This is a genomic window from Streptomyces sp. NPDC001348 (genome assembly GCF_053597535.1).
Window position 1 is genome coordinate 44,142 of sequence record NZ_JBSFIK010000010.1, and the last position, 15,654, is coordinate 59,795.

Consider the following 15,654-nt stretch of genomic DNA (forward strand, 5'->3'; position numbering starts at 1 on the left):
GTGCGGGGGTGCCGTGCGGGCCCGGGTGGAAGACCGGCGGCGCCCAGGGGCCGGGGTCGGCCCGAGGGGCTTCGGCCGGTGCGGGCGCGGCCCAGGCCGGTGGCGGTGCGGGGGTGCCGTGCGGGCCCGGGTGGAAGACCGGCGGCGCCCAGGGGCCGGGGTCGGCCCGAGGGGCTTCGGCCGGTGCGGGCGCGGCCCAGGGGTAGGCGGGCGGAGCCCCGCCCGGCGAGGTCCCGGAAGCGGGCGCGGGTCCGGGAGGGGGCGCGAGCCCGGCCGGGGGGCCCGGCTTGTCCAGGGTGACCCGGGGCCCCGGGTGACCGGGTGCGTGATCCGCGGGCAGGCGATCGGCGGGCGGCGCCCACGGATCCCGTTCGGTGCCGTCCGCGCCCCGCCCCCGGACGGACTCCGGCCTCGGCTCCTCGTCGGACATGGTGCGCGGTCCCCTTCCCCTGGCGTCCCGCCATGCTACGGCCGGGCCACACCCCACACGCGGCCCGGCCTACGATGATCCCCGAGTCACCGATCAGCCGATCACCCGCGCCCGGACCACGGTCCGTGGGCGCCGTTCCGGGGAGGAACCTTGACCGACCAGACCGCCGTACCGGCCGCCGGCACCGCCGACCGCGATCTGCGGACCTTCATCGCCGGCCTGCCCAAGGCCGAACTGCACGTCCACCACGTCGGCTCCGCCTCCCCCCGCATCGTCTCCGAACTGGCCGCACGCCACCCCGACTCCAAGGTCCCCACCGCCCCCGAGGCCCTGGCCGACTACTTCAGCTTCACCGACTTCGCGCACTTCATCGACGTGTACCTGTCGGTCGTCGACCTGATCCGGACCCCGGAGGACGTCCGGCTGCTGACGTACGAGGTGGCCCGCGACCTGGCCCGGCAGCAGGTGCGGTACGCCGAACTGACCATCACCCCGTTCTCCTCGACCCGGCGCGGCATCGACGAGGCCGCCTTCATGGACGCCATCGAGGACGCGCGCAAGGCGGCCGAGGCCGAGTTCGGGACCGTGCTGCGCTGGTGCTTCGACATTCCCGGCGAGGCCGGCCTGGAGTCGGCGGAGGAGACGGCACGGCTGGCCACCGACGACCGGCTGCGTCCGGAGGGGCTGGTCTCCTTCGGGCTCGGCGGCCCGGAGATCGGCGTGCCCCGGCCCCAGTTCAAGCCGTACTTCGACCGGGCCATCGCCGCCGGCCTGCGCTCGGTGCCGCACGCGGGCGAGACCACCGGCCCGCAGACGGTGTGGGACGCCCTGACCGAGCTGGGCGCCGAGCGCATCGGGCACGGCACCAGTTCCGCGCAGGACCCGAAGCTGCTCGCCCACCTCGCCGAGCACCGCATCCCGCTGGAGGTCTGCCCCACCTCGAACATAGCCACCCGAGCGGTCCGCACCCTCGACGAGCACCCGATCCGGCGGTTCGTGGAGGCCGGCGTCCTGGTCACCGTCAACTCCGACGACCCGCCCATGTTCGGCACCGACCTCAACAACGAGTACGCGGTGGCCGCCCGTCTCCTCGACCTGGACGAGCACGGCCTCGCGGGACTCGCGAAGAACGCCGTCGAGGCATCCTTCCTGGACGCCGCGGGCAAGGCCCGGATCGTCCAGGAGATCGACACCTACACCGCCGCGTGGACGGCCTCCTGAGGGCCGCCACAATGGGCGCATGCAGACCGTGACCGCCGTGGCCCACCGCGGCGACCCCTACCGCTTCCGCGAGAACACCGTCGACTCCCTGCGGTCCGCGCTCGAACAGGGCGCGGACTCCGTGGAGATCGACGTGCGGCTCACCCGTGACGGCGTTCCCGTGCTGCTGCACGACGAGACGCTGAAGCGGTTGTGGCAGCACGACCGGCCGCTGCGCTCGTTGTCGGCCGACGAGGTGCGCGGACTGACCGCGGGCGGGGTGCCGACGCTGGTGGACGCGCTGACCGCGACGGACGGCGCCCGGGTGATGGTCGACCTGCCCGGGCGGGCCGATGCCCGGGCGGTGCGCGGGATCGTCGGCGTCGTCCGCGACTGCGGGGCGCAGGACCGCGTCTACTACTGCGCGGGCGCCGAGATGATGCTAGCGGTGCGGGCCGCCGATCCGTCCGCCGAGATCGCCCTGACCTGGACGACGCTCGCGCCGCCCCGGGCCGGGTTGCTCGACGCGGTGCGCCCGCGCTGGCTGAACTACCGCTTCGGGCTGGTCGACCGCGCCGTCGCGGCCCGAGTCCACCGCGACGGACTGCTGCTGTCCGTGTGGACTCCCGACACCCGCCGCTCCCTGCGCCGCCTCCTGGACCTCGGCGTCGACTCGATCACGACGAACCGCATCGACCTGCTGTGCGCCCTGCGTGCGACGGGATGACGGCGGCGCGGGACCGCTACACCCGTGAGCGCTGGCGCACGGTCGCCGGATCGGCCGGGGTGGCGCGGGTGGCGTACTGCGGGACCGGGGTGTCGTCCCTGCCGGTGTCGCGGACCAGGCCGTAACGCTCGACGCCCTGGGCGGGGCCGGTCGTCACGTCCTTCTCCACCGCGTCCCAGGTGGTCGGGAAGACGTTCAGGCCGTAGTCGGCGCCCCGCTCGTTCACGGTCAGGGTGACGCTGCCGTCGACGTAGAAGTACTCGTTCTGCCACATCTGCTGGGTGCCGGACGGCAGCGCGTCGTAGCCGGTGGCCGGGCTGCCCATACCGGTGACGGAGGCGTCCGTGCCGCTGACGGGATCGTCCATGCGGCGGCCACCGCCCGAGGCCACGTGGAACAGCTTGCCCTTCAGCGCGGTCCAGGACGGTATGACCAGGCTGCCGGCCCGGTACTGCGGCGAGATCTGCCAGCGGACCAGGACGTAGCCCTGTCCGCTGAGCGTCACACTGTCCCCCCGGTGGTTCATGGTGGCGTGCGCGCCGCCGCTGCTGGTGATGCCGGACTCGGGGCGGTGCGGCAGCGCCCCGGGCGGGGTGGCCGGGTCCGGTGCCCGGTCGACGGCGTCGACGACCGTGCCGTACGGCTCCTTCTTCGCCGAGGGGGACGATGCGGGCGGGGCCGGCGATGTCGGCGAGGCCGGTGGGGCCGCGGACGGCGGGCGGGTGGTGCCGGGCGGTGTCCGCGGAGCGGTGCCGGTCGCCGCGGTGGGGGCCGGTGCGGTGTGCGCGGGCGGCTCGTCGGGGGCCCGCACGGCGACGTACGCGCCGCTCGCGACGATCGTCGCGCCCGCCGTCACCGCCACGGCCGGCTTGGTCAGCACGCCCAGCACCTTGGCGGACCAGCCCGCCGTGGTGGCCGTGGTGGCGGCCACCGCCGTCTTGCCGCCGAGGGCCAGCGACAGCGCGAAGCCCGCCGGGACCGGCACCAGGGCGATGCCCACCAGCAGCCGCTCGGCCGGTACGACCGGCTCGCGGGTGTCGCCGCAGTAGCCGCAGCCCCTGATGTGCCTGGCCAGCCGTTTGCGCCACACCGAGTCGGGCCGCCCGTCCCAGCGGGCGGTCAGGTCCCGCAGTTCGGGGCACGCCCCGTCCAGTGCGCGCACGATGCCGCGCGAGGTCTCCAGCCGTTCCTTCATCCGCTGTACGCGCACGGCGGCGTGCTGCCGGCTGACGCCGACGGCCGCCGCCAGCTCACGCCGTGTCAGCTCACCGGCGACCTCCAGCCACCACAGCGACAGCAGTTGCCGGTCCTCCGCGTCCAGCCAGCGCACCGCCTCGGCGACCTCGCGCCGCTGCCCCTCCAGTTGCAGCTTCAGCACGGTGAGTCCGGCGAAGTCGGCGGCGTCCTCGGGCACGTTCTCCTCCAGCCGCAGCACCGGCCTGCGGCGTGCCCGGTCCCGTATCCGGTGCATGGCGATGGCCATCAGCCAGGACCGGAAGCTGTCCGGGTCCCGCAGGGTGCCGAGGTTGCCGACGGCCCGCAGCATGGTCTCCTGGACGACGTCGTCGACGTCGGCGTGGCCGTTCAGCGCCCGGCCGACGACGTTGTACACCAGCGGCAGCCAGCCCTCGACCAGCTCGTCCATCGCCCGCCGGTCGCCCTCCTGTGCCGCGGCGATGGTCGAGCGCCACTGCCGCCCGGCTTCGTCGTCGGCGTGCGCGGTCATGGGCGCACCTTCTCAGCCGGGCCCGGGGGGTTGGCAATGCCGGGGATCACATCTGCGGAGACGGCGTGCAGGGCTCCGGACAACGGTTTTCTCGCTCCCTAGGGGACGCCCCTTACAACCTCTCGACGAGGAAAGGCAGTTGGTGGGGGAACAGGTCGGGGTCGGTGCCCTCCTCGGTGACGATTCCGGGGGCGGTGGCACGGCGCGAGGATGATCGCGAAGTTCTCGCCCGGCCTTCCCAGGAGCACTCGATGCGCACACGCAGCCGCACCACCGCACTCACCGCCGCCCTCGTCCTGACCCTCGCGGCGGGCCCGCTGGCCGTGCCCGCCTTGGCCGCTTCTGCAACCGCCGCGTCCGCGACCGCCGCGTCCGCACCGGCCACCGCACACCCCGCGTCCACCGTGGACGCCGACGCGCTGCGCGCCGCGATCGCGGGCCTGCCCGACGCGGACGCGACCGCCGCACTGGTCAGGGTCGGCGGCACCGACGGCACCTGGCGGGGCAGCGCGGGGGTGCACGACCTGGTGAGCGGACGGGCGGCGGACCCCGACGCCCGCTTCCGGGCGGGGTCGACCACGAAGGTGGTGACGGCGGCGGCCGTGCTCAGGCTCGCCGCCGAGGGCCGCGTCGACCTGGACGCGTCGATCGAGCACTACCTTCCCGGTCTGCTCGGGCCCGGGTTCCGCGAGCCGGTCACCGTACGGCAGTTGCTGAACCACACCAGCGGCATCCAGGCCGGCGACGGCTGGGGCGACTCCTTCGAGGACCAGTACGCGCACCGCTTCGACACCCTCACCCCGGCCCGGGTCGTGGCCTCCGCGGTGGCGAAGGGGCCGGAGTTCCGTCCGGGTGAGAAGCAGGACTACCTCAACATCAACTACACCATCCTGGGCATGCTGATCGAGAAGGTGACCGGACGCTCGTACGCCTCCGAGGCCACCCGTCTGGTGCTGCGCCCGGCCGGTATGCGTGACACGTACTTCCCGGGGACCGGTCCGCGGATCCGCGGACCGCACAACCACGGCTACCAGAAGGTGACGAAGGCCGGCGGGACGACGGAGTTCGTCGACGTGACGGAGTGGAACCAGGCGGACCGGTGGGCGGCCGGCGACATGATCTCCACGACCGCCGACCTGGAGCGGCTGGTCCACGCGCTGTTCGGCGGCCGGATCGTGCCCGGGCCGCAGCTGCGGGAGATGTTCACCGTCCCGGCCGGCATCAAGGGGGCGACCTACAGTGCCGGGCTGCAGCGCTTCGTGTACGAGGGGCAGGTGTACTGGATGAAGTCCGGCGGCCGGTACGGCTACAACACCGTGATCGCCGCGACCCGGAACCTCAGCCGCACCCTCGTCTACTCGGTCGGCTCGACGGACGCCAAGGGCGAGGAGATGAACCCGGTGGCCCAGCGGATCGCCCTGGCGGCGCTCAAGCAGCGGCAGCCGGAGCCGGGTTCGACGGACCGTACGCCCCCAGGCGCTTGATCTTCTGCCGCACGACGTACAGCGGGACGGCCCCGAACACCCCGAACGACATGTCGATCACCGACCACCAGAAGGGGATTCCCCGGATCGGCCCGCAGACAAGGGCGAGCGGGATGATTCCGGCGCAGGCGATCATCCCGAACTCGACGACCCAGATGTTGCGGACGGGGTCGCGGTACGGCCCGTAGAAGGCGACCGCGATGACCAGGTGAGCGAAGGCCAGCCAGTCCGTGCCGTACAGCAGGAAGGGGTACCGGGCGTCGGCGGTGTCCACGCCCTGCCGCACGCGCGAGATCCAGTCCGTGAGCCCCGGCAGGTGCTCCGGCACGGACAGCCACCGCAGCAGGCCCTCCGTCCAGCGCAGTTCGTGGACGAGCGGGAAGGCGGTGGCCCCGCTGAGCACGAGACACACGACGAAGCAGGCCAGCCAGACGCGGATGCCCTTGAGTTGGGCGGCTCTGTCGCTCATGGCTGGAGCGTACGCCTGGAGTTGAACGTGTTCAAAACCGGGGGGCCGGTCACCTCCTCCGCACCGAGGGTTCACTCGCGGGCGGGTCCGGCGCCACCGACCCCGGCCTGGTGGGCACGGCCGTGAGGGCCTTCTCGGCCGTGCCGCGACCGCCGGTCCGGCCGGCTCCGGAGGGACGCGGTGTGGGGCGGGTGTCGGGAGCGGTGGTCCGGCCGCGGCCGGACGATGTCGACGGGGACGGTACGGACGATGCCGGCGGGGACGGTACGGACGATGCCGGCCGGGACGGTACGGCCGACGGGCTGCTCGTGGTTGCCGGCCCCAGCGGGGACACCGGGGAGGCGGGCGGTTCGCCGGCCGGCCGCAGCAGCGGCAGCGCCAGGACCGCGGCGACCGCGCACGAGGCCCCGACCCCGGCGACCGTGCGGAGCAGCCTGCGGCGTGCCGCACCCCTGCGGATCTCCTCGAACCGGCCGGGGGGCGGAGCGAGATACCCGGAGGCGGGCCGCATGATGACGGCGAGGGGGTCGTCGGGGTCGAAGTCCGGACCGTCGTCAGAGTGTGTGATCAAGACTTCTCCTCAGGTGGGCGCGCAGCAGTTCGCGGGCCGCGTGCAGGTCGGCCTTGACGGTTCCTTCCTTGCGCCCGGTCAGCACGGCCACCTCCCGGATCGGCATGTCAGCGTAGTAGTGCAGCAGGATCGACGTACGCAGTCTTTCCGGCAGCGTCTGCACGAGCAGCCGGACCGACGGGTCGGCCTGCTCGGCCGACGGGCGGACGGCCGCTTCGACCCCGGCGCGGCGCACTGCCCTGCGCTCACGCTCGAGCTTGCGCCAGTGGTCCCTGACGAGGTTGGCCGCGGTGACGTAGAGGAAACCCCTGGGCTCCGCCACGGACGTCCAGCGGGCCCAGAGCCGGGTGAACGCCTCCGACGCGATCTCGTGGGCGGTCCCGTCGTCGTCGACCAGACGGCGGCACCAGCCGGCCAGGCGGGGGTAGAGGGCGGCGAACAGCTCGGCTGCTGCCTTCTCACGGGACCGTTTCAACGCTCTCCATGGGGGGGTTGGGCACTCGTCGGGGGAAGACCCCGGGCCGCCGGTGTGCGTTCCGTCGGCCCAGGATCAGGGGTGGTGTCCGGCCGGGCGGGGTCAGCGGCTCGCGCTCAGCGCGGCGAAGACGATGACGTTGTCGAGGTATCCGTTTCCGGTGCGCGGGCCGCCGCACGTGATGAGCCGCAACTCCGGCCGATCCACGTTCCCGTACACCTCCCCGGTCGGGAAGTGGGCCTTGGCGACGGTCCGTACGCCGGTGACGTCGAACCGGGCCGAGGTGCCGTTCTCCAGGCGCGCCACGATCCGGTCCCCCCGGCGCAGCCGGTCGAGGTGCCGGAAGACGCCGTCCCCGTAGGCCCCGACCGTCACATGACCGAGGATCACCGACGGCCCGGTCTGGCCGGGTGTCGGCGAGAGCCGGTACCAGCCGGCCTGGTCGTGGGCCGTGATGGGGGGGACCTGCACGGTGCCGTCGGGGGCGAGCCCCAGCCGCAGCAGCGGGGTGTCGACCCCGATGGCCGGTATCCGCAGCCGCACCGGGACCGAACGGGCCAGTGCGCGCACGCCGTTCGCGGAGTGCCGCGCGGGCGCGGACGGGCCGGTACCGGACACGGTCGCGGCCCGGTGAGCCTCGGGTCCGCAGCCCGCCAGCAGCGAGGTGGTCGCCGCGGCGACGAACGCGCGCCTGGAGAACGGGCTCATGCCCCGGTCGCCCGTCGGCGGCGTACGACGACGAACGCGGCGCCACCCAGGGCGAAGGCGCCGGCGGCGCCCCCGCCGATCAGCATGCCGTCCGAGCCCGAGCCGTGCGACTCGGGAGCAACCCCGGTGTCGGGGGCGCCCAACGGCACGGTGCCCACCTGACCCCGCCGCTTGCCGGGCGCGACGCTCGGCACGGGGCTGGGCGCAAGGGTCGGCTCGGCGGACTCGGCCGGCCTGCCCGGGGATGCGGTGGTGGACGACGCCCTGGGGGTCGGAACCGTGCTCGCCCTGGCCGAGGGTACGACGGTGGCCGTCGCCCCGGGTGACGAGTGCCCGCTGTCGGCGAACGCGGGCACCGTGCTCGCCAGCACGGCCACGCAGGCGAGTGCCGCGGCACTGATGACAGTTCGGCGCATGAATCGCTCTCTTTCGTCGGTCGGCCCGCCCGGTGAGCGGGCGGGCCGTGTCACGGATCGAGCGGAGAGACGAGGGAGCCCCGGGGCGGGTTGCAAAGAGATGGCAAAGCCGTCCGGCGGGGGTCACTCGCGGCCACCGGCGCCCGCGCGCCGACGAGTTGGCGTACCGGTGTGGCGGGAGAGGGCGAGTCGGCGCGCGCCCCGCAGGACGTCTCGGTGGACTCCCTCGCGGCCGTCGTGGCGACCGTCTACCGCTTCGGTCCGGCGACGGCGTAGGCCGTCGTGCCGAGGAGTGAGAGGACGAGTGCCGTGCAGGTTCCGGCGGTCGCGTCCGGTGGCAGGAGCATCCAGGTGGCCACTCGCATCGGCACACCGGTGGCGGGTGGGGCGAGGAAGGTGAACGCCACCCAGGCGAACGGCAAGGACCATGCGTACCGGCCCCCCAGGAGGACGGCGCCCAGCGCGGCCAACCCCATCAGGCCCGTGCAGTCCCGGACCACGAGAGCGAGCGGAAGAAGGTCCTCGCCCGCTGCCTGAGCCGCCGTCAGCGCGGTGCCGACGAACGCTCCGGCGAGCAGAACGTGCGCAGCTCTGCGGGGCAGCCACCGGATCGCGGCCGTCCGGTCCAGCATGAGGTCCTGCCCGCTCAGTCCGATGGACATCACCATCGCGCCCCCACCGAGAACGACCAGGGACAGCCGCGGATCGCCGGGCCCTTCACCCCCGTCCCGGGCCCATGCCCGGCCGAGCGCTGTGATGATCACCACCGCCGCGAGCGACGCGGGTACCTGACGTGAGCGTGCGTACAACGTCAGCCATCTCATCGTGACGCACCGCCGCCCAGCGCGGCGAACGGATCGCCCTTGCACGCGACCGCGCCCAGGTACATCGTGGTGATCCGTGCACGCTGTTCCGCGCGTGGGAGTCGCACGAGTTTCTCGTACACCTCACGGACCCCCTCCCGTTGGACGCTGGACAGGTAGACCATGTCGCCACTGTGCGGCCGGGGTTCGCCGAGCACCCAGCTCACGGCGATGCTCTGCGCCTTGACGTCACTGCTGCTGATCGTGTCGGCGTACGCGGAACACTTCGGTACCAGGGCGTTGGCGATGAGAGCCCTGGTGAGTTCTTCTCCTCGGGCAGCGGCGACGGCGCTGTCGTCGAAGTCGAAGAGAGCGGTCTCGCGGGACCGGTGCGCGCGCGGCCTGTCCGGCCCCGTCGTGGTGTCCTCGTGCAGCGAGAGCGGCGCCTGGTCACCCAGGGCGGCGCGCATCGCACGGAGTGCGTCCCTCGCAGGTCCCGCGACGTCCTTCAGCCATGCCCGGTGCGTGGTGGTCACGCACACCGGGCCGTCGCACACCGGCCGGGCCGCGGCAGCGTCGACGACGTACACCTGACGTGGGTCGGAAGGGAGGACGAGCAAGGCGATCACCGCGCCCGCCAGGGCCGGCGCCGGCGCCATGAGACGGCTGCGCGGCCCGGCCGCGGCGAGCAGTGCGAAACCGGTGGCGGCCATGCCGAGCAGCCAGATCGTCTGGCCGACGTGCACGGACGCGGAGAGCGTGAGGAGCACGTCGCGGGCTTCCTGCGCCGCCGGCGACAGCAGCGAGAACAGGTTCGGCTCCGAGGTCGAGATCCCCGTCTTCGCGTCCACCTTCATCAAGGACGCCTGCGCGAACGCCGTGAACACCAGCAAGCTCACGGCCACCGTCGGAGGGGTGAGTATGAAGGGCAGGGTGCGCCCCACCCCCATGCCCAGTACGGCCCCGGAGACAACGGTCAGTGCCCCCACCAGCGAGATCGGCAGCCATCCGAGGTGTGTATAGCCGGTGTTGGCGAGGACTTGCACCCCGCCGACGAGAACGAGGGCCGCGAAGGCCGAGGCCAAGGTGATCGTCATCGCAGCCGTCAGCACGGCAGCGCGGTGGAACGTGGGCCGCGGCGTGCTGGTGAGCAGCTCCGACGCCCTCGAGCGGTGGTCGCGCAGGCCCTGGAGTGCCCCGAGTCCCGCAGCCAGTGGCCACAGGAAGAAGAGCGGTTCACGGGTCTGCAGGGCCATGGAAGTCCACTGACCCGTCCACCCGGTGGTGGTCAGCTTGTTCTCGCCGGTCACCAGGAACATGAAGGCCAGGGCCGTCGCGAGGACCGCGGCTCCGGCCCAGGGGGCGATGGAGCGCTTCAGTTCGACACGCAGGATGCGCGAGCTCACCAGGATCCTCCTCGCCTGCCGGGACCCTGGAGCAACGCCGAGTAACCACGCTCCAAAGGACTGTCACCCACGTGTTCGGGTCCGCCTGCCGCGGCCAGCGCGTCCGGGGGCCCCTTGAAGACCAGTCGCCCCTCGTCGACGAGCACCACGTCGGTGCAGGCGGCGGCCACGTCCTCCACCAGGTGGGTCGAGACGACCACGCAGGTGTCCCTGCCCAGCTCCTGCAGCAGTTGGCGGAAGAGCAGTCGCTGCGCCGGGTCCAGGCCGACCGTCGGTTCGTCGAGGAGAAGGATCACCGGGTCGTTGACGATGGCCTGGGCGATCCCGACTCGACGCACCATGCCGCCCGACAGGGTCTTCATCTTCTCGTCGGCGCGGTCCGCCAGGCCCACCCGCTCCACGGCGCGCTGCACCGCCCCGGGGATGTCCGTCTTCGGAACCTCCTTCAGCCAGGCCATGTACTCGACGAATTCGCGCACCGTGAAGCGCTTGTAGTAGCCGAACTCCTGCGGCAGGTAGCCGATCCGGCGGCGCAGTGCACGGTGCTCGCCGAGGCCGCCGACGGACTCGCCGAGCAGTTCCAGGGTGCCTCCGGCGGGACGCAGCACGGTGGCCAGCGCCCGGATGAGGGTGGTCTTGCCCGCCCCGTTGGGTCCGAGGAGGCCGTGCACGCCGGTGCCCAGCGACAGGTCGAGCCCGTCGACGGCCATCCGTCTCCTGCCGGCCCTGACCTTCAGCCCGACGGCCCGGATCTCCGAGGAGTAGGCCGTCGGTGCGATGTCGGCCGCGTTCACCGAGGGCATCAGTACTTCCTTTCCATGGTCATCGATGGGTTCCGAGTACGGAGTACGCACCTCTGCGGGTGATCACGACACCGATGCCGAGCGCGAGGATCAGCGCCCACACGGGCAGACCGCTCGTCCGCAGGGCGAACGTCGTGCGGCTGGTGGCCAGGGTGGGCGCCAGGACCACGGCACCCCAGGCCGCGGCCAGCACGACGGCGGCGCGGGTCACACCGATGACACCGCCGAGGGCCAGGGTCATCGAGGTGAAGGCCAGGCAGGGCAGCAGCCATTGCGCGACCGCCACCCCCGTCGCCCATCCGCCGGCGAACAGGGTGGGTACGACGAGCATGAGCACGGCGGCGGTTCGCCTCAGTACCAGAGGGAGTCCGGCCCTGGGCACCGAGGCCGTCAGCTCGTACGCCGGGTCAAGACCGCGCGACCACGACGCCGCGACACCGAGCACGGGCAGGATGGGGGCGAGCAGCAGCACCAGCGACACGTGGTGGGGGGCGTACCCGGGTCCCGTGCGGGCGTCGGCGAGGTCGAGCAGCAGTGCCAGCAGGGTCATGCTCGTGATCATGGCCAGCCACGGTGCCATCGCGGGCGTCAGCCACCTGCCCAGCGGTGCCGACCAGCGTCGGCGCCGGGGCATCGGGGCCGTGGCGGCCAGTCGGGGCGCGAGGTCGGACCAGACGTCGGCCACCAGTGCCGTTACGGCGGGCACGGCGGCCGACAGCCGGTCCCGGCAGGTGCGGCACACCTCCAGATGGGCCTCCAGAGCCCACACCTCGTCGTCGGCGAGGCCGCCGTCACCGCGCGCGTAGGCGTGGATGAGTCGCTCCGCCGCATGTGCCACGCTCATGCCAGGGCCCTCCGCATCTCCGTCCGTGCCCGGCGGGCACGGGTCTTGACCGTGCCCTCGGGCACACCGAGCAGGACCGACGTCTCCCGGACGGACAGCCCGTCGAGCACCATGGCCTGCAGTACCTGCCTGAGTTCCGGTGCCAGGCGGCGAAGCGCGTCCCCGACATCGCCGTCGACGGTCGCCGCGAGAGCCTCCTCCTCGGCAGCGGGCGCCACGGGATGCGCGGCCGCTGCGGGTGGCGGCTGGGCGTGGTGGGCTCTTCGCCGGAAGGCGTCGACGAGACGGCGTGCCGCGATCGTCCACAGCCAGCCGAGAGCGCTCCCTCCGACTGCCGCCCCGGCGAACGCGCCCGCCGCCCGCCACACCGCCAGGTACGTCTCCTGCATGACCTCGGCGACGATCTGCTCGTCGGCGCAGCGCCGCCGCAGACGCACCGCCAACCACGGCGCGGTGCGCCGGTACAGCTCGTCGAAGGCCGTACGGTCGCCCCGGGCGACGAGGCGGACGAGGTGTTCCTCGTCCGCCTCGTGCAGTGCTTTCCTCGCTCGTCTCACACCCGCTAGACGCCGGAGGGAAGCGGCGGGTTTTGGACCTGGTGTGATCCCCGTCACCTTGCCGGGCCCCGCGACCGCTGACCAGGCCTGCGGGCTCACCCGTCTAGTCGCCGGCGAGCGCCCCGCGCAGTTCCCCCCGTCGCCGGATCCCCAGCTTCTTGTACGCGTTGGTGAGGTGGGTCTCCACGGTGCGCCGGGCCAGGTGCAGCAGGGCTGCTATCTCGGTGTTGGTACGGCCGTCGGCGGCGAGTTGGGCGATACGGCGCTCGCTGCCGGTGAGGGAGGCGGATCCGGTGCGGGCGGTGCCGGTACGGCGGGCGCCGCTCTCGCGCAGGGCTTCCTCGGCGAGCGTGTGCAGTCGAGGTACGCCCAGGCGTTCGGCGCGTTCGGCCGCCTCCCGCAGTCCCTCCCGGGCCCGGGCGCGGTCCCCGACGGCGGTCAGCTGCCGGCCTCGCGCGACGAGCGCGGCGACCAGTTCCGGCTCCGTACCGGAACGGGCCTCGCGCAGCAGCCGTACCGCCTCGTCGGCCAGCCGCAGACCGCGCCGGCCGCCGGTGACCGTGCCGAGCACCCGCAGGGCGCGGCCCACCGTCCGGGGCGTGCCCCACACCCGCGCCAGGCGCAGTTCCTCCTCGGCGAGCGCCAGCGCCTCCCGGGGGCTGCCGAGGGCGAGCCGGCACTCGGCGGCGGCCGAGCGCCACGGGGTGACGACCGGGCTGACCACCTCGCGGGCCGACTGGCGGCGGCCGCACTCCAGGAAGTCGTGCAGGGCTCCCGCCGGGTCGCCGGCGGCGGCGCGTTGCACGCCCCGCGCGTACAGGAACCGGTTCAGCTCCCACGAGTCGGGCGCCGCCCGCAGGTCGAAGCCGTCCGCGAGCCGCCGGGCCTCGTCGGTGCGGCCCAGTTCCACGAGCGCGATGAGGGTGTGGGCGTGTGCGTTGGCGGGTCCGGCGTCCGCGGTCACGGGCGGCTCGGCGGGCAGCCACCCGTACTCGCCGCGGGCCGCCGCGATGTCGGCCCGTACGTTGAGCAACGCCTCGTGCATCGGGTGCAGCAGGTCGGGTCGCTGGCCGGCCAGGCCGCGGTCGACGAGCCGGTCCGCCTCGTCGAGTTCGTCGGCCCACTGGGCGACCGCTGCGGCGGTGCCCAGCAGGAACGGCTCCGTCAGCGGGTCGGCGGGCTCGGCGAGCAGGGTGCGCACCTGCTGCATCGCGTCGTCCGCCGAGGCGAGTCCGGCGGTCGCCGCGCGCCGTACCAGCAGGGCCCTGGCGGCCGGGCCGACCTGCTCGGGCGCCTGCTCGGCGGTGTCGCTCAGCCGCTGGTACACATCGCGGCGTACGGTCTGGTCCTGGTCGGACAGTACGGCGGACGCGCTGTGCACGAGGCCCGCCAGCTCGGGGCGGTCGGTGAACTGGCCGTCCACCGAGCGCAGCACCTCCACGGCGACATGGGGCTTGCCGCGTCCGGCCAGCGCGGTGCCGAGGGCGACGGCCGCCCGCATCCGGTCCTGCGGTGTGCCGGGCAGCCGGACGGCCTCGGTGAGCCGGGAGATCCCGGCCGCGGGGCCCGGGCCGGCGCACTCCAGGGAGCCCAGCCCGGTCAGCAGCCGCTGCCGGCGCTCGTCGGTCAGGGGTTCGTCGAGGGCCCGGCGCAGGAAGGCGACGGCGTCGTCGGCGCGGCCGTCGCGCAGGGCGTGGGCGGCGGCCTCCTGGAGCACGCCCGGCGCCCACGGGTCGCCCACCGGGCCGGAGCGCAGCAGTTGCCGGGCGACCAGGTCGGTGGGGGCGCCGCGGTGCAGCATCGTCTCGGCGGCCTGCCGGTGCGCCGCGCGCCGCCGGGCCGCGGGCACACCGGTGAGCACCGCGTCCCGCAGCAGGGCGTGGGCGTACCGGGGGCGGCCGTCCGGGTCGGGGCGCAGCACGCCCAGGCCGGTCATCGCGGTGAGCCAGCCCGGCACCCGGGCCGGGTCCGCGCCCGCCAGCTCGGCGAGCAGCCCGCCGAGGCCCTCGGTGGGGCAGCCGGGGCCGGTACCGGCTGCCGCGTCCCAGCCCTCGTCCAGGACGGCGAGCGCCCGCGCGACCTCGGCCGTGCCGGCGCCGGCGCTGTCCAGCCACCAGGACACGGCCGCCTGGTACGCGCCGGAGTACAGCGCCGCGGACGTCTCCGGCACGTCCGGGTGCCGGTCCGGGCCGCCGAGGTCGTCGAGGAGGGCGCGCAGCAGCATCGGGACGCCCGTGCCGGCCCGCACACAGCTGTCGGTCCACTCCTGGGTGGCGGCCGGGAACCGGGCGCGCACCAGTGCGGCGGCCGCTTCCTCGGTGAGCGGCGCGAGGGTGTGGGTGTGGACCAGGGCGGGCGACAGGGTGTGGGTGAAGCCAGGGCCGGACGGGTCGACGTCGTACTGACTGCGTTCGGTGACCGCCAGCAGGACCGGCAGCCGTAACCGGTCCACGTGCCGGGCGGACTCCACCAGCCAGCGGTAGGAGGGGGCGTCGGCGAGGTGGACGTCGTCCACGGCGATCAGCAGCGGGGACTCGACGGCGTGACCGCGCAGCACCCGCCACAGCAGCAGGCCCTGCTCGCGTTCGCTGCCGCTGCCCTCGGGCTGCCCGAACCACTGGACGGGGCCGATGAGTTGCAGCACGGTCGCGAACGGCACGGTGGCGTCGCCGGGTGAGCAGCGGGCCCGCAGCACCCGCATGCCCTGGTCGGCGGCGTACTCGGCGGCAGCCTCGAGGGCGGTGGTCCGGCCGGTGCCGGTGGCCCCGCGCAGCAGTACCAGGCCGCCCGCGCCGGCCCGGGCGCGTGCGACCCCGGCGTTGAGCAGCGCGGCGGCCTCGCGGTGTTCGCGCGGCGGATCACCCTGTGTTCGGGACATCCCTGCCTCCTTGCTCGGACGGGTCACCGTCGTAGACGTCGTGGTCGTCGTGGACGTCGCAGCGGTCGTGGACCTCGCGGAGGTCGCGCACCTCGCGGAGGTCGCGCACGTCACACCTGTCGTGGTCGTCGTACGGCCGATCTCGTGGTGCCGCTCG

At 73.9% G+C, this 15,654-nt stretch carries 15 protein-coding genes and 2 pseudogenes; 3 read left to right on the forward strand and 14 right to left on the reverse strand.

Annotation, left to right across the window (positions count from 1 at the left end; all coding sequences use genetic code 11):
* Positions 1-430 (reverse strand): annotated as a pseudogene (locus ACWC21_RS13285) (hypothetical protein); the annotation flags it as partial.
* A gap of 19 nt (positions 431-449) precedes the next feature.
* Here ACWC21_RS13285 and ACWC21_RS13290 point away from each other — a divergent pair.
* Together ACWC21_RS13290 and ACWC21_RS13295 are read left to right on the forward strand one after the other, a co-directional pair.
* Positions 450-1,651 (forward strand): annotated as a pseudogene (locus ACWC21_RS13290) (adenosine deaminase).
* A gap of 19 nt (positions 1,652-1,670) precedes the next feature.
* On the forward strand, positions 1,671-2,357 hold the full coding sequence (locus ACWC21_RS13295; RefSeq protein ID WP_450881143.1) for a glycerophosphodiester phosphodiesterase: 687 nt from the start codon (positions 1,671-1,673) through the stop codon (positions 2,355-2,357).
* Positions 2,358-2,373: 16 nt separating this feature from the next.
* On the opposite strand, the gene ACWC21_RS13300 is transcribed toward ACWC21_RS13295, so the two are convergent.
* Positions 2,374-4,083: a sigma-70 family RNA polymerase sigma factor gene (locus ACWC21_RS13300; RefSeq protein ID WP_450881145.1), complete on the reverse strand. Its 1,710-nt coding sequence runs from the start codon at positions 4,081-4,083 to the stop codon at positions 2,374-2,376.
* Positions 4,084-4,334: 251 nt separating this feature from the next.
* Between ACWC21_RS13300 and ACWC21_RS13305 the strand changes: the two genes are divergently transcribed.
* Positions 4,335-5,567, forward strand: coding sequence for a serine hydrolase domain-containing protein (locus ACWC21_RS13305; RefSeq protein ID WP_450881147.1), 1,233 nt, complete (start codon positions 4,335-4,337; stop codon positions 5,565-5,567).
* On the opposite strand, the gene ACWC21_RS13310 is transcribed toward ACWC21_RS13305, so the two are convergent.
* The 12 genes from ACWC21_RS13310 to ACWC21_RS13365 all read right to left on the reverse strand — a co-directional run bounded on the left by ACWC21_RS13310 (position 5,512) and on the right by ACWC21_RS13365 (position 15,606).
* A complete protein-coding gene (locus ACWC21_RS13310; protein ID WP_450881149.1) occupies positions 5,512-6,036 on the reverse strand; it encodes a hypothetical protein in 525 nt (174 codons plus the stop codon). The genes ACWC21_RS13305 and ACWC21_RS13310 overlap by 56 nt on opposite strands.
* A 49-nt stretch (positions 6,037-6,085) precedes the next feature.
* Entirely contained in the window at positions 6,086-6,607 is a 522-nt protein-coding gene (locus ACWC21_RS13315) for a hypothetical protein (protein ID WP_450881151.1), read from the reverse strand.
* Positions 6,591-7,082: an RNA polymerase sigma factor gene (locus ACWC21_RS13320; RefSeq protein ID WP_450881153.1), complete on the reverse strand. Its 492-nt coding sequence runs from the start codon at positions 7,080-7,082 to the stop codon at positions 6,591-6,593. The genes ACWC21_RS13315 and ACWC21_RS13320 overlap by 17 nt, the downstream gene beginning before the upstream one ends.
* Positions 7,083-7,184: 102 nt before the next feature.
* Positions 7,185-7,790 (reverse strand): class F sortase, encoded by a 606-nt coding sequence (locus tag ACWC21_RS13325; protein ID WP_450881155.1) that lies wholly within the window; start codon positions 7,788-7,790, stop codon positions 7,185-7,187.
* Entirely contained in the window at positions 7,787-8,206 is a 420-nt protein-coding gene (locus tag ACWC21_RS13330) for a sortase-dependent protein (protein WP_450881157.1), read from the reverse strand. Before ACWC21_RS13330 ends, ACWC21_RS13325 begins: the two co-directional genes overlap by 4 nt.
* A gap of 248 nt (positions 8,207-8,454) precedes the next feature.
* Positions 8,455-9,030 (reverse strand): hypothetical protein, encoded by a 576-nt coding sequence (locus ACWC21_RS13335; RefSeq protein ID WP_450881159.1) that lies wholly within the window; start codon positions 9,028-9,030, stop codon positions 8,455-8,457.
* Entirely contained in the window at positions 9,027-10,415 is a 1,389-nt protein-coding gene (locus tag ACWC21_RS13340; RefSeq protein ID WP_450881161.1) for a hypothetical protein, read from the reverse strand. The genes ACWC21_RS13335 and ACWC21_RS13340 overlap by 4 nt, the downstream gene beginning before the upstream one ends.
* Entirely contained in the window at positions 10,412-11,218 is an 807-nt protein-coding gene (locus ACWC21_RS13345) for an ABC transporter ATP-binding protein (RefSeq protein ID WP_450881163.1), read from the reverse strand. The genes ACWC21_RS13340 and ACWC21_RS13345 overlap by 4 nt, the downstream gene beginning before the upstream one ends.
* Positions 11,219-11,237: 19 nt before the next feature.
* A complete protein-coding gene (locus ACWC21_RS13350) occupies positions 11,238-12,062 on the reverse strand; it encodes a zf-HC2 domain-containing protein (RefSeq protein WP_450881165.1) in 825 nt (274 codons plus the stop codon).
* A complete protein-coding gene (locus ACWC21_RS13355) occupies positions 12,059-12,619 on the reverse strand; it encodes an RNA polymerase sigma factor (protein WP_450881167.1) in 561 nt (186 codons plus the stop codon). Before ACWC21_RS13355 ends, ACWC21_RS13350 begins: the two co-directional genes overlap by 4 nt.
* Positions 12,620-12,722: 103 nt before the next feature.
* Positions 12,723-15,497 carry a LuxR C-terminal-related transcriptional regulator gene (locus ACWC21_RS13360; RefSeq protein WP_450881169.1) on the reverse strand — a complete coding sequence of 925 codons (2,775 nt, stop codon included), beginning with the start codon at positions 15,495-15,497 and terminating at the stop codon, positions 12,723-12,725.
* Complete coding sequence (locus tag ACWC21_RS13365) at positions 15,478-15,606, reverse strand: hypothetical protein (RefSeq protein ID WP_450881171.1); 129 nt, start codon at positions 15,604-15,606, stop codon at positions 15,478-15,480. The genes ACWC21_RS13360 and ACWC21_RS13365 overlap by 20 nt, the downstream gene beginning before the upstream one ends.
* Positions 15,607-15,654: the final 48 nt, after the last annotated feature.